The 16,801-nt window shown below is 62.8% G+C and carries 13 protein-coding genes; 5 read left to right on the top strand and 8 right to left on the bottom strand.

Translation table 11 applies throughout. From position 1 onward, the window contains the following. The 4 genes from ABM428_RS07355 to yajC form a co-directional block, all read right to left on the bottom strand. Nucleotides 1–354: an Mth938-like domain-containing protein gene (locus ABM428_RS07355; protein WP_005852646.1), complete on the bottom strand. Its 354-nt coding sequence runs from the start codon at nt 352–354 to the stop codon at nt 1–3. Between the two features lie 167 nt (nt 355–521). Then, complete coding sequence (gene secF, locus ABM428_RS07350; protein WP_037943943.1) at nt 522–1,490, bottom strand: protein translocase subunit SecF; 969 nt, start codon at nt 1,488–1,490, stop codon at nt 522–524. Between the two features lie 11 nt (nt 1,491–1,501). Then, the gene (secD, locus tag ABM428_RS07345; protein WP_132996808.1) at nt 1,502–3,151 is read right to left on the bottom strand and encodes a protein translocase subunit SecD; all 1,650 of its coding nucleotides are present in this window, start codon (nt 3,149–3,151) and stop codon (nt 1,502–1,504) included. Nucleotides 3,152–3,187: 36 nt separating this feature from the next. Further along, nucleotides 3,188–3,466, bottom strand: coding sequence for a preprotein translocase subunit YajC (yajC, locus tag ABM428_RS07340; protein WP_005852640.1), 279 nt, complete (start codon nt 3,464–3,466; stop codon nt 3,188–3,190). A 266-nt stretch (nt 3,467–3,732) separates the two neighbouring features. Between yajC and serS the strand changes: the two genes are divergently transcribed. Beyond that, nucleotides 3,733–5,025, top strand: coding sequence for a serine--tRNA ligase (gene serS / locus ABM428_RS07335; RefSeq protein WP_132996809.1), 1,293 nt, complete (start codon nt 3,733–3,735; stop codon nt 5,023–5,025). 59 nt (nt 5,026–5,084) lie between these two features. Continuing rightward, nucleotides 5,085–5,792, top strand: coding sequence for a tryptophan-rich sensory protein (locus ABM428_RS07330; RefSeq protein ID WP_132996810.1), 708 nt, complete (start codon nt 5,085–5,087; stop codon nt 5,790–5,792). A 59-nt stretch (nt 5,793–5,851) separates the two neighbouring features. Here the strand turns inward: ABM428_RS07330 and der are convergent, their stop codons facing one another. From der to ABM428_RS07315, 3 genes are read right to left on the bottom strand one after another with little or no spacing between them, the layout of a single operon-like run. Beyond that, a complete protein-coding gene (gene der / locus ABM428_RS07325) occupies nt 5,852–7,327 on the bottom strand; it encodes a ribosome biogenesis GTPase Der (RefSeq protein ID WP_037962876.1) in 1,476 nt (491 codons plus the stop codon). A 50-nt stretch (nt 7,328–7,377) separates the two neighbouring features. Continuing rightward, nucleotides 7,378–8,757, bottom strand: coding sequence for a PQQ-like beta-propeller repeat protein (locus ABM428_RS07320; RefSeq protein ID WP_005852629.1), 1,380 nt, complete (start codon nt 8,755–8,757; stop codon nt 7,378–7,380). A gap of 54 nt (nt 8,758–8,811) precedes the next feature. After that, a complete protein-coding gene (locus ABM428_RS07315) occupies nt 8,812–9,525 on the bottom strand; it encodes a tetratricopeptide repeat protein (protein WP_037943935.1) in 714 nt (237 codons plus the stop codon). Nucleotides 9,526–9,755: 230 nt separating this feature from the next. On the opposite strand from ABM428_RS07315, the gene ABM428_RS07310 reads away from it, so the two are divergent. Both ABM428_RS07310 and ABM428_RS07305 read left to right on the top strand, forming a co-directional pair. Further along, the gene (locus tag ABM428_RS07310) at nt 9,756–11,006 is read left to right on the top strand and encodes an efflux RND transporter periplasmic adaptor subunit (RefSeq protein ID WP_353627778.1); all 1,251 of its coding nucleotides are present in this window, start codon (nt 9,756–9,758) and stop codon (nt 11,004–11,006) included. Next, nucleotides 11,003–14,860, top strand: coding sequence for an efflux RND transporter permease subunit (locus ABM428_RS07305; RefSeq protein WP_132996812.1), 3,858 nt, complete (start codon nt 11,003–11,005; stop codon nt 14,858–14,860). The genes ABM428_RS07310 and ABM428_RS07305 overlap by 4 nt, the downstream gene beginning before the upstream one ends. Nucleotides 14,861–14,863: 3 nt before the next feature. Here ABM428_RS07305 and ABM428_RS07300 read toward each other — a convergent pair whose 3' ends face one another. Continuing rightward, on the bottom strand, nt 14,864–16,090 hold the full coding sequence (locus ABM428_RS07300) for a multidrug effflux MFS transporter (RefSeq protein ID WP_005852622.1): 1,227 nt from the start codon (nt 16,088–16,090) through the stop codon (nt 14,864–14,866). Nucleotides 16,091–16,326: 236 nt separating this feature from the next. On the opposite strand from ABM428_RS07300, the gene ABM428_RS07295 reads away from it, so the two are divergent. Beyond that, entirely contained in the window at nt 16,327–16,785 is a 459-nt protein-coding gene (locus ABM428_RS07295) for a DUF302 domain-containing protein (protein WP_353627777.1), read from the top strand. Nucleotides 16,786–16,801 lie beyond the last annotated feature (16 nt).

Raw genomic sequence — 16,801 nt, 5'->3', positions numbered from 1 at the left:
TCAGACGGGGATCATCGCCAAGGCGATGCGACGGCCTTCGCTGAGCAGGACGTTATAGGTCCGCGCCGCCGCGGGGGACGACATGACATCAACCCCGATGCCCGCATCTTCGAGCGTGCTGCGCAGGTCGGCCGGGATATGCGCAATCTCGGCCCCGGTGCCGATGAACAGGATGTCGATCTTGCCCGCCAGCGCCAGCAACGGGGCGTGATCGTCGAAGCCCTGCCACGCAGAAACCCCAGAGGTGCCTGCGATCACCGGCCCTTCGAACACCGTGCCGCCAATGCGGAAGAAACCGGGGCCATAGCCTTCGACGGGTTTGGCATCCGAATACACGACCTCGTTCAAACGCATGATGTTCTCCTTCTCGCGGGGGCTGCGCGATCATAGCGGATCACGCGCGGACAATACAGGTCAACTGGCGGTGAAATGGGGCGGGCCCTATGGGCAAAGCGTCGCGCCGGAGGCGGGCGCGGAACGGTGCTGCCAGCAAAGGGGTGCCCTGCTGGCAGCGAAATATATTACGCGTCGATGTTGGCGTATTGGCCGGTGTTGTTGTTGTCTTTCTTGGACCAGTCGCGTTTGACGCCCAGAAACAGCACGACGTTCTTGGCCACATAGACCGAAGAATAGGTGCCCACAACAACGCCCCATGTAATCGCGAAGACAAAGCCACGGATCACATCGCCGCCCAGAACCAGCAGCGCGATGAGCGCGAGCAAAGTGGTGCCCGATGTCATCAATGTCCGGCTCAGTGTCTCGTTAACGCTGAGGTTCATGATCTCGCGCAGGTCGCGTTTCTTGTATTTGCGCAGGTTTTCACGCAGGCGGTCAAAGATCACCACGGTGTCGTTGATCGAATAGCCGATGATGGTCAGGATCGCCGCGATCACCGCCAGATCGAACCGGATCTGCAGGGCCGAGAACACGCCAATGGTCAGCACCACATCATGAAACAGCGCCGCGACCGCCCCGACAGAGAACTGCCATTCGAACCTGAGCCAGATGTAGATCAGGATCGCCCCGAGGGAGGCCGCAACCGCCAGAAACGCGGTCTGGATCAGCTCGCCCGACACTTTGGGGCCAACAGATTCGACCGAGGTGAAGACGATGTTCGGGGCCACGGTTTTCAACGCTTCCTCGACATTCTGGATCATCTCGGGGGATGCGGCCTCTTCGCCCTCCTGGGCTTGGATGCGGACCATCGCGACATGTTTGGTGCTGTCGCTGGCAGGGTCAAACACCTCTGAGATGGACACATCGCCAAGCTCCAGCGGTTCCAGCGCCGTGCGATAGGCCGCCACGTCCACGGCTGCGTCGCTTTGTGTGCGCAGGGTCGTGCCACCGCGGAAGTCGATGCCGTAGTTCAGGCCCATAGTGAACCACACGGCCAAGGCCAGCAGCACCGCCACACAGGACGCCCCAAAGGTCAGTCTGGCGTGTTTGAAGAAGTCGATATTCGTATCGTCGGGGATCAGTCTCAGCCGCATGGTGCGCGTTCCTATACCGTGATTGTCTTGGGACGGCGGCGTTCAAACCAGAACACCACGATCAGACGTGTGACGAAATACGCCGTAAAGACCGACGTGACGATGCCAAGCCCCAGCGTCACCGCGAACCCGCGCACAGGGCCGGAGCCAAGCACAAAGAGGATCGTTGCAATGATGAAGGTGGTGATGTTGGCGTCCAGAATGGCGCTAAGCGCGCGTTCATAGCCAAGGCTGATGGCGCGGGCCGGTCCCTTGGCAGTCTTGAGCTCTTCGCGGATGCGTTCAAAGATCAGCACGTTGGCGTCCACCGCCATACCCACTGTCAGAACGATCCCCGCGATACCGGGCAGGGTCAGCGTGGCACCAATCAGGCTCAGCAAACCAAAGATCATGCCGACGTTGATGATCAGCGCGATATTGGCAAACAGCCCGAACAGCCCGTAGCTGGCCCACATAAAGAACAGTACCGCGCCAAAGGCGACGCTGGTCGCGATCTTGCCCGCGTCAATGCTGTCTTGGCCCAGTTCCGGCCCGATGGTGCGTTCCTCGACAAAGGTCAGCCCCGCGGGCAAGGCCCCTGCCCGCAGCAAGACGGCCAGATTGGTGGATTCCTCGACCGTGAAGTTGCCGGTGATGATGCCCGACCCGCCGGGGATCGCGCTTTGGATGGTGGGGGCGCTGATGACCTCGTCATCCAGCACAATGGCGAAAGGCGCGCCGATGTTCTCTGCCGTGTAGGTGCCGAACTTGCGCGCGCCGGTGGTGTCAAAGCGGAAGCTGACAGCGGGGCGGCCGTTCTGGTCAAAGCTGGGCTGCGCATCTACCAGCTGTTCGCCGGTCACGACGGGCGCGGTTTCGATGATGTAGAAGACACCGGGCGCTTCGGCGTCGGGCAAAAGCGAATTGCCCAGACCCGGCGCCGCGTTTTCGTTGGCACCACGGTTCACCACGGGGTTAAACGTCAGCTGCGCGGTGGTCCCGATGATCGCTTTCAGCTCTGCGGCCGACCCGATGCCGGGCACCTGAATAAGGATACGGTCTGCACCCTGACGCTGGATCGTGGGTTCGCGTGTGCCCACCTCGTCGATGCGGCGGCGGATGATTTCCAGCGACTGCTGCATCGTGCGCTCGTCCGTGGCCTGTTTCTCGGCATCGGTCAGCGTGATGGTGATGATGTCATTGGCACCGTTTACCACGATGTCGTTTTGCCCTGTGCCCGTCAGCGACTGCACGGGGCGGGCCAAGGCACGGGTCACCTCTAAAGCTTGTGCCATGACAGAGGCATCGTTGATGCGCACGCGCAGCTCGCCCTTGGGGGCGTCAACGCGGCGGACCGGCGTGATCGAGCGTAACGCATCGCGGACCTCGGGCCAGGCGGCTTCCATCCGGTTGGCGTACACGTCTTCGACATTCACTTCGGCCAGCAAATGGGCCCCGCCGCGCAGATCGAGGCCAAGGTTAACCAGACGTTCCGGCATCCACTCGGGCCAAAGCGCCTTTTGCGCCTCAAGCTCGGGGGTGGAGCCAGCAACGCTGATCGCCTTGACCGCATCATTGTGCTGTTCGACGGGACCGTAGAACGCATTGGGCAGCGCCAGCCACAGGCCAGCGGCACAGGTGAGGATGATCAACACCCGTTTCCACAGATCAATCTGAAGCATGGTACTGCCCTTTTCTCGACACGCCCGAAGGGGCGCTTACTTGGCTGGTTCGGTCTTGGAGACGACGGTGGCGATGGTCGATTGCACAACGCGCACTTTGACGTTGTCGGCCAGTTCGACTTCCAGCTCGCCGTCATCTTTGACTTTGACGACTTTGCCGATCAGACCGCCAGCGGTGACCACTTGATCGCCACGACGCAGACCGTCCACCATTGCCTTATGCTCTTTCACCTTCTTTTGCTGAGGGCGGATAAGCAGAAAATACATGATCGCGAAGATCAGGATCAGGGGTACAAATTGCTGAATGGCTTCCATGGAGGTCGTCCTTTGTGTTGGGCGCATGCCGCAAACGGCCTGCCGTCTAAGTTTGGCGGAACCTATGGTCAGACGCGGGGCTTTGCAAGGTGGGTTCCGGGGGGAAATGGCGCTGCCCGGTGTCGCAGCCTGCAATAAGCTGTTTGCGCAAGCATCCAAGGGCGCGATCCCCTCCCCCGGCGCATCCACATCTGGCACCGCGATCCACAATCGGGCATAACGCGCGCAACGCAGATCATGCGACTCGGACGACAAAGGAACAGCCCATGCACGACATCAAAGCCATCCGTGAAAACCCCGATGCTTTCGACGCGGCCCTCGCACGGCGCGGCGACACCCCTGTGAGCGCGCAGGTACTGGCACTGGACGAGGCACGGCGGGCCAAGATTTCAGCAGCGGAAACCGCGCAGGCCGAGCAGAACAAAGCCTCCAAACTGGTGGGCGCGGCCAAGGCCAAGGGCGACGAGGCGGAATTCGAACGTCTGCGCACCTTGGTCAGCGACAAGAAGGCCGAAGTCACCGCCATGCAGGCAGAGGCCAAGGATTTGGACGCGCAGTTGACCGACATGCTGGCGCGCATCCCCAACCTGCCCGCCGATGATGCCCCCGATGGCGCGGACGAGGCTGACAATGTCGAAGTGAACCGCTGGGGCGATGTGCCGGCGTTTGATTTCAAGGCGAAAGAGCATTTCGAGATCGCCAGTGTCGCGGCGTCGATGGATTTCGAAATCGCCGCCAAAACCTCCGGCGCGCGCTTTGTGATGCTCAAGGGGGCCGTGGCGCGGATTCACCGTGCGCTGGCGCAGTTCATGATCGACACCCATGTCGATGAAAACGGGCTGACCGAACATATGACCCCCGTGCTGGTGCGAGACGAGGCGATGTATGGCACCGACAAGCTGCCCAAGTTCGGCGACGACAGCTATCAGACCACCAACGGCTGGTGGCTGATCCCCACCTCCGAAGTGACGCTGACCTATTCGGTCGCCGGTGACGTGCTGGAAGAAGCCGCCCTGCCCCGCCGGATGACCGCCCATACTCTGTGCTTCCGCTCCGAGGCGGGCAGCGCGGGCCGCGACACCTCGGGCATGCTGCGCCAGCACCAGTTCGAGAAGGTCGAGATGGTATCGGTCACCCACCCCGATCAATCGGACGACGAACAAAAGCGTATGCTGCGCTGTGCCGAGGATATGCTGGAACGTCTGGGCGTGCCTTACCGCACCGTGATCCTGTGCACCGGTGATATGGGCTTTGGCGCGCGCCGGACCTTTGACATCGAGGCCTGGCTCCCCGGTCAGAACGCCTACCGCGAGATCAGCTCTGTCTCGACCACGGGAGATTTTCAGGCGCGGCGGATGAACGCACGGTTCAAACCCGCAGATGGCGGCAAACCGCAGTTCGTGCACACGTTGAACGGATCCGGTCTGGCCGTCGGGCGCTGCCTGATCGCGGTGCTGGAAAACGGTCAGCAGGCCGATGGGTCGGTCAAATTGCCAGACGTGCTGGCCCCCTATCTGGGCGGCAAGACCACTTTGGCCGTCGACGGCACGCTCAGCTGATTGAACGCTGGGATCATCGGGCTATCTGAGGCGAGAACCACTTTTCGCAAGGTAGCCCGATGTCCCGTCCCCTTATTGCCCTTCTGACCTTTCTGCTGGCGATCGGCTTTGCCGTGTCGCCTTTTTTTGTCTCCGGCTTCAACGGCTTTTCGCCGGACCAATTCCCCATTCCCCAAGACAACCCGCCGGTGCAGCCTGCGGGCTACGCGTTCTCGATCTGGGGGCTGATCTATGTCTGGCTGATCGTCGGCATGGGCTGGGGTCTGTGGAAACGCCGCGAGGATACCCTTTGGCACGACATGCGTCTGCCGCTTGCGCTATCGCTGTTTGTGGGCTGTTTCTGGCTTGCCGTGGCCGTGGCAAGCCCGATCTGGGCGTCGGTGCTGATCTGGGTGATGCTGGTGTCGGCGCTTTACGCGTTGTTCCGCGCCCCGCGTGAGGATCGCGGCTTTGCCGCCCTGCCCGTGGGGCTTTATGCGGGCTGGCTGAGCGCGGCATCCTGCGTGTCTTTGGGGCTGCTGGCGGCCGGCTATGGCTGGATGAGCGGGCCAACCGCGGGGCTGGTCTTTGTCGGGCTGGCGATTGTGATTGCAGCGGGGGTGCAATCGTCGCTGATGCGCGCGCCGACCTATGGGATCGGGGCGATCTGGGCGCTGGTCGCTGTGGTGGTGGCGAATGTCGCGACGGCCCCGACCGTTGCGGCGCTGGCTGCGGGGGGTGCCATTGCGTTGATCCTGCCCACCTACCGGTCATGGCGGCGCGGCTAAACGCAAAGAACCGGAGTTTTGAAAACTCCGGTCCCAATTTATCGAAAGCTCTACTGGCCCTAGCGGTCCTTGCGGTGCCCGTCGGTATGTTTGCGCAGCTTCGACGGTTTCGCCTTTTTGCGCCCCTTATAGGGGTTGGCGTCCGATTGGCCGCGCATCCACAAGCGGATCGGCGTGCCCGGCATGTCAAAGTCCAGCCGTAACCCGTTGACAAGATAGCGGTTATAGCTTTCCGGCACCTTATCGGGGTGGCTACACATGACCACAAACCCCGGCGGGCGGGTCTTGGCTTGGGTCATATAGCGCAACTTGATACGCTTGCCCTGCGGCGCGGGGGGCGGGTGCGCCTCCATCATGCCAGAAAGCCAGCGGTTGAGCTGTGCGGTGGTGACACGGCGGTTCCAGACCTCATAGGCGCGCATGATCGCGTTGTGCAAACGGTCCATACCGCGCCCGGTCTTGGCCGAAACGGTCACCAAAGGCGCGCCCTTGAGCTGCGGCAGAAGCCGTTCAAAGCTTTCGCGCAGGTCTTTCAACTTGCCCTGTTTGTCGGTCTCAAGGTCCCATTTGTTCACCGCGACCACAACGGCGCGGCCTTCGCGTTCGGCCAGATCGGCGATGCGCAGGTCTTGCTGTTCAAAGGGGATATCCGCATCCAGCAGAACCACCACAACCTCGGCGAATTTCACCGCACGCAAACCGTCGCTGACGCTCAGCTTTTCGAGCTTTTCCTGCACCTTGGCGCGTTTGCGCATCCCGGCGGTGTCAAAGATCCGCATGGGCACGTCGAACCAGTCGGTTTGCAGCGAAATCGCATCACGGGTGATCCCCGCTTCCGGTCCGGTGAGCAAGCGATCCTCGCCCATAATCTGGTTGATCAGGGTGGATTTACCCGCGTTCGGACGCCCTACGACGGCCACCTGCAAGGGCTTGGTCTTGGTGGGGACGGGCATGGGTGCCTCTTCGTCGCCCAGTTCGGCTTCTTCCTCGGTCAGGTCCACATCTGTTTCCGGCGCATCGGTTTGCGCCCGCTCGGCGAAACCGTCAGCGATTGGCATCAGATGGGTGTAAAGATCGTTCAGCCCCTCGCCGTGTTCGGCAGACAGGCGGATCGGTTCGCCAAGGCCAAGGCTGTAGGCCTCGATCACACCGGCGTCGGCGGCTTTGCCCTCGGCCTTGTTGGCGGCCAGAATGACATGGGCGGATTTCTTGCGCAGGATATCGGCAAAGACCAGATCAGACGGCGTGACCCCCACGCGGGCGTCGATCATGAACAGGCAGATGTCCGCCATATCCACGGCACGTTCGGTCAGGCGGCGCATCCGGCCCTGCAAACTGTCGTCGGTGACTTCTTCAAGTCCGGCGGTATCCACCACAGTGAATCGCAGGTCGGCAAGCCGCGCCGCGCCTTCACGCAAATCGCGCGTCACACCGGGCTGATCATCGACCAACGCCAGCTTTTTACCGACCAGACGGTTGAACAGCGTGGATTTCCCGACGTTGGGACGGCCCACAATGGCGAGGGTGAAAGACATGGAACGGCTCCGAAGACTAGGTCAAGCCCGCCGCTTAGCCTATTTGCGGCCTAACGGAAAGCGTGCAATTGCCCTTTCGCGGATACGACGTAAAGAACGCCCCCCGCCACGACCGGCGCAGTGGTCGCCCCGCCGGGGATCGTCACCTGTGCAACCAGCGCGCCATTGGTGGGGTCAAAGCTGCGCAGCGTGCCATCGCTAGAGGCCACGATCACGCGGCCACCTGCAAGGATGGGGCCGTAGTTGCCAAAGACCTCGGACTGGCGCTTGGGCTTGTCCTTCACGAAATTCGGCAGCGGTGTGCCCCAGATGCGGGTGCCGGTGCTGGCATCCAGACGCACCAGCTCGTTCAGGTCGGTCACGACAAAGACGCTGTCGCCTGCGGGCCAAACGGGGCCAATCGCGCCTTCGCGCGCGGTCCACTGGCGTTCGCCGCCGCCAAGGCTCAGTGCTGCCAGACGGCCCGACTGGTTGCCCACGTAGACGGTATCGCCCGAGATCACCGGCGCGCTTGTCACGTCAGAGATATTGGCCAGCGCGCGCCCCGGGCGTTTGCCCACGACAGACGTGTTCCAACGATCCAGCCCGCCCTGACGGAAGAGCCCTTGCACCTCGCCCGAGCCAAAGGCCAGCACGGCGATCTGCGATCCCACGGCGGGGGCCGGTGCGCCAAGCACATTGTTGATGCTGCTGGTCGATCCGGTCTGCCATTGCACGCGGCCATTGGATTTGTTCAGCGCCCAACCGGTATCGTCACCGGAGGTGAAATAGACCATATCGCCAAAGACTGTCGGGGCCCCCGATCCGGTGCCGTCGATATCCTGCGTCCAGCGCGTGCCGCCACTGTCGACATCCAGCGCCGTGACCGACCCGAAGCCGAGCGAGACGTAGACTGTGTTGCCATCGACGGCCAATCCGCCGCCCGTCGCATCGCCCTGCCCGTCGCTTTGCGGCGTCAGGTCACGGGTCCAGAGGGTCGCCCCCGATGTGGCAGAGGTCGCGGTGACCGTCGCGCCGGAATCGATGGTGAACACACGCCCGCCCGACACGACAGGCGTCGCGGTGATGCGTTGCTTGCGGCTGTCGCCCTTCCCGATAGAGGCGGACCACGCAAGCTGCGGTGCCGCACCAAGCGCGGGGTGGCTGACGCGGGTGCTTGGCGTGCCGGGGCTTTGCGACCAGCTCGCGTTTGTGGTCGCTGCGGGCAGTGAAATCGCGCGTGTTGTATTGGCTGGCACCGGCGCATCGGCGGGGGCTGCAAAGCCGTCGCTGCCTTGCAGGACCGATCGCACATCCTCGCGCACGCCGGGCAGGATCACCTCTGGTTCGGCGCAGGCCGACAGCAGCAGCGATGCCACCACCGCCCCCATCCCAAGTGAGGCACGGCGCGTCGACGTGGGTTTCAAGGAGATGCTGTGGAGAATGGTCATGGCCCTGCTCGCTTTGCTCTTTAAGTCCGTGTCACCTGAAGGGTTCAGGCAGGATTAGTTATTGTCTGCATCCAGCGCCGGCACGGTGTCCGTTTGCGGCGCGGGGGCTGCGGTACCCATTTGCGGATCCCCCCCCAAGGCGACAATCACCTGAAGGGCGCGTTGTTGCAAGTCCGAGGTCACATCCGCGTCGTTCAGGATCCCCTGATACCGTTCGATCGCCGCCTCGGGGGCGTCTTCTTCGATGTCGATCATGGCCAGTTGTTCTTGCGCCAGCAAGCGCAGGCTGCTGCCCGGCTGCGCCAGATTTTCCAACGCCAGACGGCGTTCATTGGCGGGCATATCCGATCCTTGCAGGGTAATCGCCTTGAACTGGGCGATTTCGCGGTAGATCGCGGGCACATCCGCATCCAGCCCGATGCCGTTCAAGGTGGCGACGGCGGCGTCGGTTTCGCCTGCTTCGGCTTGTTCGGCGGCGGTCAGCAAGCCCAGCATGGCACCGGCGCGGGGGTTTGTGGCCTCGATTTTTTCAAAGGCGGCAGCGCGGGCGGCTGTGTCTTCAGCGGAAAGCGCTGCAAACATCGCGTCGCCAAGGGTTTCCGCCTCTGCGCGGGCCTGCGCTTTCTGGTATTCGTTCCACGCGGCCCCACCGACCAGCAGGATCACGGCCAGCACCGCTATCCAGCCATAGCGCTTGAGCATAAAGTAGAACCGGTCGCGGCGGACCTCTTCGTTTACTTCGTCGATGAAACTGTCTGTATCGCTCATGTGGTACCCGTCCCGCCTGATTTAACGCCCCTCTTAACCTGCGGCTGCGGGGCTGCCAAGGGCTTGGCTGCACAGCAAGTGACCCACGCGTTGTTCACAAGGTCGCATGTGGCAAGTTTTTTTCAATAGTGAACTATGCAGTTCAGTTTTATTCGCTTAAGCATTTGGCCCTATAGCATACGACATACTGCGGTGCCGCAAAGCCCGCGTTTCACTGAACCGAGGCCCGAATGCGCATCTTCCCCCTTCTGGCGGCCATCGCCGTTTCCGCCCTGATGTATATGGCAATTTTCGAACGTGACGCCCTGTTGGGGCTGGCACAGGGGGCCGCGCAACCTCCTGTCCCTGCGGTGGATGCCGACCGCACCGATACCGCGTCCCCCTCCGATGTGGCAGAGCCCGCGCGCGTGAAGGTCGTGGTGCAGCGCAGCGCGGCGGCACCGCTCGCCTCTGCCGTGATCGTGCGCGGTCAGACCACGGCGGCGCGGCAGGTGGCGGTCAAGGCGGAGACCTCAGCCGTTGTGGTATCGGCCCCGCTGCGCAAGGGCGCGACCGTGAAAGCGGGCGATGTGCTGTGCGAGCTGGACCCCGGCACCCGTGGCGCGCAACAGGCAGAGGCGCAAGCCCGCCGCAACGAAGCACAATCCCGCGTCCCGGAGGCACAGGCCCGCGTGGCCGAGGCGCAGGCCCGTCTGGATGAAACCCTGATCAAGCTGAACGCGGCACAAAAACTGGGCGAAGGCGGGTTTTCGTCGCAGACCACGCTGGCCACCGCCGAAGCAGCTGTCGCCGCCGCGCGCGCCGCACTCAGCTCTGCCGAGGCGGGGCTGAATGCGGCACATTCCGGCATTGAGGCTGCGGAGGCCGCCGTCGCCAGCACCCAGGCCGAGATTGACCGGCTGACCCTCACCGCGCCGTTCGAAGGGCTGCTGGAAAGCGACACCGCAGAGCTTGGCAGCCTGCTGCAAACCGGATCGCTTTGTGCGCAGGTGATCCAGCTTAATCCGATCAAACTGGTGGGCTTTGTCCCCGAGACCGAGGTTGACCGCGTCAGCCTTGGCGCCCAGGCGCAGGCGCGGCTGGCCGCGGGCGACCGCGAGATCGCAGGCACCGTCACCTTTATCTCGCGCGCCTCCGATCCGACGACGCGCACCTTTGAGGTGGAAATCGAGGTGCCCAACCCCGATCTGAGCATCCGCGACGGCCAGACCGCCGAAATCGCCATCGCCTCGGCCGGGGTCGAGGCGCATCTGCTGCCGCAATCGGCCCTGACGCTGAATGATGACGGCACCCTTGGCGTGCGTCTGATCGACGCCGCGAACACCGTAAGTTTCGCCGCAGTCACACTTGTGCGCGACACGCCCGAAGGCATCTGGGTCACCGGCCTGCCTGAACAGGCAGATGTCATCGTTCTGGGGCAGGAATATGTCACCGCTGGCGTGACCGTGACCCCGACCTTCCGCGACGAGGCCCCGGAATGAGCGGCATGGTCGATTGGGCCGCGGGCCGTGCCCGCATGGTCATGGCGTTTATCCTGCTGAGCCTCGTGGTGGGGGGCTATGCCTATTCCACCCTGCCCAAAGAGGGCGAGCCCGACATCGAAATCCCCGCGCTTTTCGTCTCGGTCCAGTTTCCGGGCATCTCTGCCGCGGATAGCGAAACCCTGCTGGTCAAACCGATGGAGACGGAGCTTTCCGATCTGGACGGCCTGAAGACCATGACCGGCACCGCTGCCGAAAACTACGCCGGTGTCGCGCTGGAATTCGAATTCGGCTGGGACAAGTCCAAGATCATGGCCGACGTGCGCGACGCGATGAGCACGGCGGAATCCAAATTCCCCGAAGGCTACGAGAAATATTCGATCACAGAGATCAACTTTTCCGAATTCCCCATCATCATCGTCAACCTGACCGGCCCCGTACCCGAACGTACCATGGCCCGCGTCGCGCGTGATCTGCAGGACGCGCTGGAAGGCGTGGATGCGGTGCTTGAGGCAGGGTTGGCGGGCGACCGTGACGAGATGCTTGAGGTGCTGATCGATCCCTTGCGGCTGGAAGCCTATGACGTGACCGCGGGCGAGCTGATCAATGTGGTGCAGAATAACAACCAGCTGATTGCCGCGGGCGAAGTGCAATCGGATCAGGGCAGTTTCTCGGTCAAGATCCCGTCCTCCTTTGATGAACCGCGCGATGTCTATGCGCTGCCGGTCAAGACCAACGGCGACCGCGTGGTGACACTGGGCGATCTGGCGACCATCAACCTGACTTTTGAAGACCGCGAAGGCACCGCGCGGTTCAACGGGGAAAAGACGCTGGCGCTGCAGGTGGTCAAACGCAAGGGCTATAACCTGATCGACACCTCCACCCAGGTGAAAGAGATCGTCGCCGCCCAAAGCGCCGCCTGGCCAGAAGGGCTGAAAGCCGCTGTCACGCTTGGCACCTCGAACGACCAAAGCCGCATCGTCGACAGTATGGTGCAGCAGCTTCTGGGGTCGGTCTTTACCGCGATTGCGCTGGTGATGATCGTGGTGCTTGCCGCCCTGGGGATCCGTGCGGCCCTGCTGGTGGGCTTTGCGATTCCCACGTCGTTCCTGCTGTGTTTTGCCTTTCTCGCGCTGATGGGGATCTCCATCTCGAACATCGTGATGTTCGGGCTGATCCTTGCGGTGGGGATGCTGGTGGATGGCGCGATTGTTGTGGTGGAATATGCCGACGCGCGCCAGCAACAGGGCGAAGGCCCCATGGCCGCCTATGTCGAGGCCGCCAAACGCATGTTCTGGCCCATCATCTCGTCCACCGCGACCACCCTTTGCGCGTTCCTGCCCATGTTGTTCTGGCCCGGCGTCCCGGGGGAGTTCATGGGCATGTTGCCGGTCACGCTGATCTTTGTGCTCTCCGCCTCGCTGGTGGTGGCGCTGATCTATCTACCCGTCATGGGCGGCGTCACCGGACGGCTGGAACGCTGGATGGCGCAGAACATGACTGCCATCGCCAAGCTGCGGTTCTATCTGCATCTGCTGCTGTTTCCCATTGTCGCCGCGATGATCGCCCTGCCGCTGGCGCTGATGCAGCCGCTGTTTGCCGTGATCTCGGCGCAGTTCGCGGGCATGGACGGGCTGGATATCCTTGGCTCGGTCATTCCGGTCTTTGCCGTGGTCTTTATCTGCATCGCCGTGCTCTGCGCGCTGGTGGCGGTGGCGATATCGGGCGTGCTTTTGGGGCTGACCAGCTTTTTCGCACTGTTCACCCGCATGGGCCGCGGGGGCCGCTGGGTCACCTCGCGGCTGTTCCGCAAAGAGCCCACCGTGATCAAGGCCGGCTACCGTCGATCAGGCTTCGGGCGGCTCATTGCCTTTATCGCGGGCAATCCGGTGATGCCGCTGGTGGTCGCGGGGGTCGTCTTTGTCTTTGTCGGCACCACGATGATCTTCTTTGGCAACAACAGCAAAGGCGTGGAATTCTTTGTCGAATCCGAACCCGAGCAGGCGATCGTCTATGTGCTGGCAAGGGGCAACCTGTCGCTGGCGGAAAAAGACGCAATCATGCAGCAGGCGGAGGCGATCGTGCTGGCGCATCCCGGTGTCTCTACCGCCTTTGCATTTGCCGGTGAAGGCGGGCTCGACAGCAATACCGGCGGGGCGCAGGCCCCCAAGGACAGCATCGGTCAGGTGCAGCTTGAAACCATCCCGTGGGAAGACCGCGCCCTGCGCCCGGAACTGGACGGCGACATCGTGATCGCAGAGCTCACGGAAGCGCTGAGCGCGATCCCCGGCATCAAGATCGAAATCCTCGCGCAGGCGCGTGGCCCTGCGTCGGGCAAGCCGGTGCATCTGCGTCTGAAATCCGACAGTTTCACCGATTTGATCGCCGCGACGGCACAGGCCCGTGACACCTTCGAGAAAACCCCCGGCCTGACCCTGATCGAAGACACCCGCCCCCTGCCCGGCATCGACTGGCAGATCGACGTGGATGTCGCCAAGGCGGGGCAATACGGGGCTGATGTGGTCACCGTCGGCGCAATGGTACAGCTGGTCACCCGCGGGCTGCTGCTGGACACGATGCGGGTCGACAGTTCGGACGAAGAGATCGAGATCAGGGTGCGCCTGCCGCAAGAAGATCGTGTGCTCAGCACGCTGGACACGCTGAAGGTGCGCACGGTGGATGGGCTGGTGCCGCTGTCGAACTTTATCACCCGGACCCCCGTGCCTAAGCTGGCAGAGATCAACCGGATCGACCAGAAACGCTATCTTGATGTGAAGGCCGATGTCTTCCCCGGGCTGGTCAAACTGGTGCGCACGGTGGATGCCACCCAAGGTGCCGCGAAAGCGGGCACAGAACAGGCGGGCACGGCACAGGCGGACACAGAACAGGCGGGCGAGACGACAATCACCCTCGCTACGATGCGCCCTGCGGGGGACGCGGGCGATATCACGGGGCCCGAGGGCGCGGCCTTCAAGATCACCCACCGGACCAATGCCGCCCAAGGCGTCGATCTGCAACAAGAGCTGGACAATGGCACCCTGCGCATGATCCCGATCAATGCCAACGAACGGATTGCTGAGCTGACCAAATGGCTGGAAACCCGGCCCCTGCCCGCGGGCGTCAGCTATGAATGGACCGGCGACCAAGAGGATCAGGCCGAAAGTCAGGCGTTCTTGTCCTCGGCCTTTACCGCGGCACTGGGGTTGATGTTCATCATCCTGCTGGCGCAATTCAACAGCATCTACAACTCGGTGCTGGTGCTGCTGGCGGTGGTGCTATCGACCACGGGCGTACTGATTGGCATGTTGGTGATGGATCAGACGTTTTCGATCATCATGACGGGCACGGGGATCGTGGCGCTGGCGGGGATCGTGGTGAACAATAACATCATCCTGATCGATACCTATCAGGAGTTCAGCCAGTACATGCCGCGGATCGAGGCGATCATTCGCACGGCGCAGGCCCGTATCCGCCCTGTTCTGCTGACCACCATCACCACGATGGCTGGGCTTGCGCCGATGATGTTCGGGCTTAGCCTCGACTTTGCCAATGGCGGCTACACCATCGACAGCCCCACAGCGCTGTGGTGGAAACAGCTGGCAACGGCTGTGGTCTTTGGTCTGGGCATTGCGACGGTGCTGACGCTGCTGGTCACTCCGTCCATGCTGGCGATCCGCGTGTGGGCCACCACTTACGCCCGCTGGATCGCGCGGCTGCTGGCCAAGATGTCGCTGGGGCGCGCCAGCAAATCCGCGCAGGACTGGGCGCTGGCGCGTGATGCACGCAGGCTGCAAACAACCGTGATCCAGTGGGAGGACACCGGACCGCCGGCCCATACCCCACCGGCGGAATGACCCTTAGGCCGCGGCGGGCATCTGGTCGGCCGCCGCGGCCTCCTGCTGCTGGCGCAGCTTGGGCATGGTAAAGATCACCAGCGCCAATGCCGCCACACCACACAGCGCGATGCTCACCACCATGGGCACAGCGGTGCCGTCAAAGAACGGCGTCGTCGCAGCGATGCAAAAGGCCCCCGTCAGCATTGTCAGGCTCCCACTCAGCGAGGACGCCATACCCGCGCGCCGCCCATGCGCATCAAGTGCCGCGACCATCGCCGAAGGCACAACGACCCCCAGAAAGGAATAGGCCAGAAACAGCCCGATCAACAGCACCGGCAGCGTGCCGAAACCGGCCAGCACAACGCCCGTCAACAGCGCAGAGCAGACGGCAAAGCCGGTGACACCGCGCCCGATCAGCGTGGCAAGCCCCCACATATCCGCCAGACGCCCCGCCGCCTGCGTGGCGATAAAGAACCCCACCGCGTTAAAGGCGAAGGCCAGAGAGAACTCGGTCGGGGTCAGCCCGAATTGACCGGTGTAGACGAAGGACGCGCTGGAAATGAACAAGAAGAAGCTCGCCATGCCGAAACCCGCAATAAAGGTCAGGCCGACGAACACCGGATCGCGGAAAAGGATACCACAGCTACGCGACAGCTCGCGCAGATTGACCTTGCGGCGTTTGTCTGCGGTCAGCGTCTCGGGCAGCGCGATTTGCGCCATCGTCAACGTCGCCGCCGCAAGGATCGCAAGGGCGAGGAAAATCTCGCGCCAGCTGCCGAAACTGACCACCGCGCTGCCCGCCAAAGGGGCTAGCATGGGCGAGACCGAGATCACCAGCATGATCGACGACATCAACCGCGTCGCCTGCGCACCGGTGTACATATCGCGCACGATGGCACGGGGAATGACCATCACCGTCGCCCCGCCGATGCCCTGCACCAGACGCCCCAAGACCAGCGTCTCGATGTCGGGGGCCACAGCGCAGATCACCGCGCCGACGCAGAAAATGCTCATCCCGATGGCAAGGGTCTTTTTGCGCCCGATCTGGTCGGACAGCGGCCCATAGACCAGCTGCGACACGCCGTAGGCGAGGAAATAGGCGACCAGCGTGATCTGGGCGGCCGAGACAGAGACATCCAGCGCCTCTTCGATCGCGGGCAAGGCAGGCAGATACATGTCGATGGCAAAAGGACCTGTCACACAGATAGAGCCAAGAATAAGGGCGGTACGGAACATTCCGGCAGGCATGGGTAGTCCTTCAAATTTATGGGCAGGGCTGTGGGGGTGCCGCGCGTCGCGGCGCTCGGCCAGCGCTGAGCTAGCACATATGCACCCGACGGCAAGAATGCACCATGTTGTTTGTATGCATATACCGGCAATTCACTGCTTGTTGATCGAATTTTGCTCGTTCGTGGGGCAAGACGTACTAGGTTCCAGAAGGAAGCCGTGGCCCCGCGGGCCGCGCAAACCGAAGGAGAGACCTCATGATCCGCAAGACACTCGCCGCGACAACGCTCGCCCTCACGGCGCTGGCCGCCCTACCAGCCGCCGCCGATATTATCACCAAGATGAGCCCCCATTCTGTGCCCGACACAATCGACCGTCTGGAAGCTGCCGTGACCGAAGCCGGTGCCACGGTCTTTGCCCGCGTGGACCACGCCGAAGGGGCGACCAAAGTGGATATGGAGCTGCGCCCGACCACATTGCTGATCTTTGGCAACCCCAAGCTGGGCACGCCTGCGATGCTGGACGCTCAGACCGCTGGTCTAGACCTGCCCATGCGCGTGCTGGCCTATGCCGATGACAGCGGCATGGTGCATGTCAGCTACCACGACCCCGCCACATTGGCCGCAGACCACGGGTTGCCCGATGACGCGGAATATCTGACCAAAATGACCGGCGCGCTGGACAAGCTCACCGACAAGGCCATCGCGGAGGAATAACCCCCGCGCCGACCAA

The organism is Sulfitobacter sp. TCYB15 (genome assembly GCF_040435955.1).
Taxonomy (GTDB): Bacteria; Pseudomonadota; Alphaproteobacteria; order Rhodobacterales; family Rhodobacteraceae; genus Sulfitobacter; species Sulfitobacter pontiacus.
Note: the sequence above shows the minus strand (reverse complement) of the source record. Positions and strands in the feature narration are given on the sequence as shown.

What these genes read in the sequence shown, in the direction of transcription:
- yajC (WP_005852640.1), bottom strand. Translation starts at nt 3,466, where the DNA reads ATGGAAGCCATTCAGCAATTTGTACCCCTGATCCTGATCTTCGCGATC.
- ABM428_RS07295 (WP_353627777.1), top strand. Translation starts at nt 16,327, where the DNA reads ATGATCCGCAAGACACTCGCCGCGACAACGCTCGCCCTCACGGCGCTG.
- ABM428_RS07330 (WP_132996810.1), top strand. Translation starts at nt 5,085, where the DNA reads ATGTCCCGTCCCCTTATTGCCCTTCTGACCTTTCTGCTGGCGATCGGC.
- ABM428_RS07320 (WP_005852629.1), bottom strand. Translation starts at nt 8,757, where the DNA reads ATGACCATTCTCCACAGCATCTCCTTGAAACCCACGTCGACGCGCCGT.
- ABM428_RS07305 (WP_132996812.1), top strand. Translation starts at nt 11,003, where the DNA reads ATGAGCGGCATGGTCGATTGGGCCGCGGGCCGTGCCCGCATGGTCATG.
- der (WP_037962876.1), bottom strand. Translation starts at nt 7,327, where the DNA reads ATGTCTTTCACCCTCGCCATTGTGGGCCGTCCCAACGTCGGGAAATCC.
- serS (WP_132996809.1), top strand. Translation starts at nt 3,733, where the DNA reads ATGCACGACATCAAAGCCATCCGTGAAAACCCCGATGCTTTCGACGCG.
- ABM428_RS07315 (WP_037943935.1), bottom strand. Translation starts at nt 9,525, where the DNA reads ATGAGCGATACAGACAGTTTCATCGACGAAGTAAACGAAGAGGTCCGC.
- ABM428_RS07355 (WP_005852646.1), bottom strand. Translation starts at nt 354, where the DNA reads ATGCGTTTGAACGAGGTCGTGTATTCGGATGCCAAACCCGTCGAAGGC.
- secF (WP_037943943.1), bottom strand. Translation starts at nt 1,490, where the DNA reads ATGCGGCTGAGACTGATCCCCGACGATACGAATATCGACTTCTTCAAA.
- secD (WP_132996808.1), bottom strand. Translation starts at nt 3,151, where the DNA reads ATGCTTCAGATTGATCTGTGGAAACGGGTGTTGATCATCCTCACCTGT.
- ABM428_RS07310 (WP_353627778.1), top strand. Translation starts at nt 9,756, where the DNA reads ATGCGCATCTTCCCCCTTCTGGCGGCCATCGCCGTTTCCGCCCTGATG.
- ABM428_RS07300 (WP_005852622.1), bottom strand. Translation starts at nt 16,090, where the DNA reads ATGCCTGCCGGAATGTTCCGTACCGCCCTTATTCTTGGCTCTATCTGT.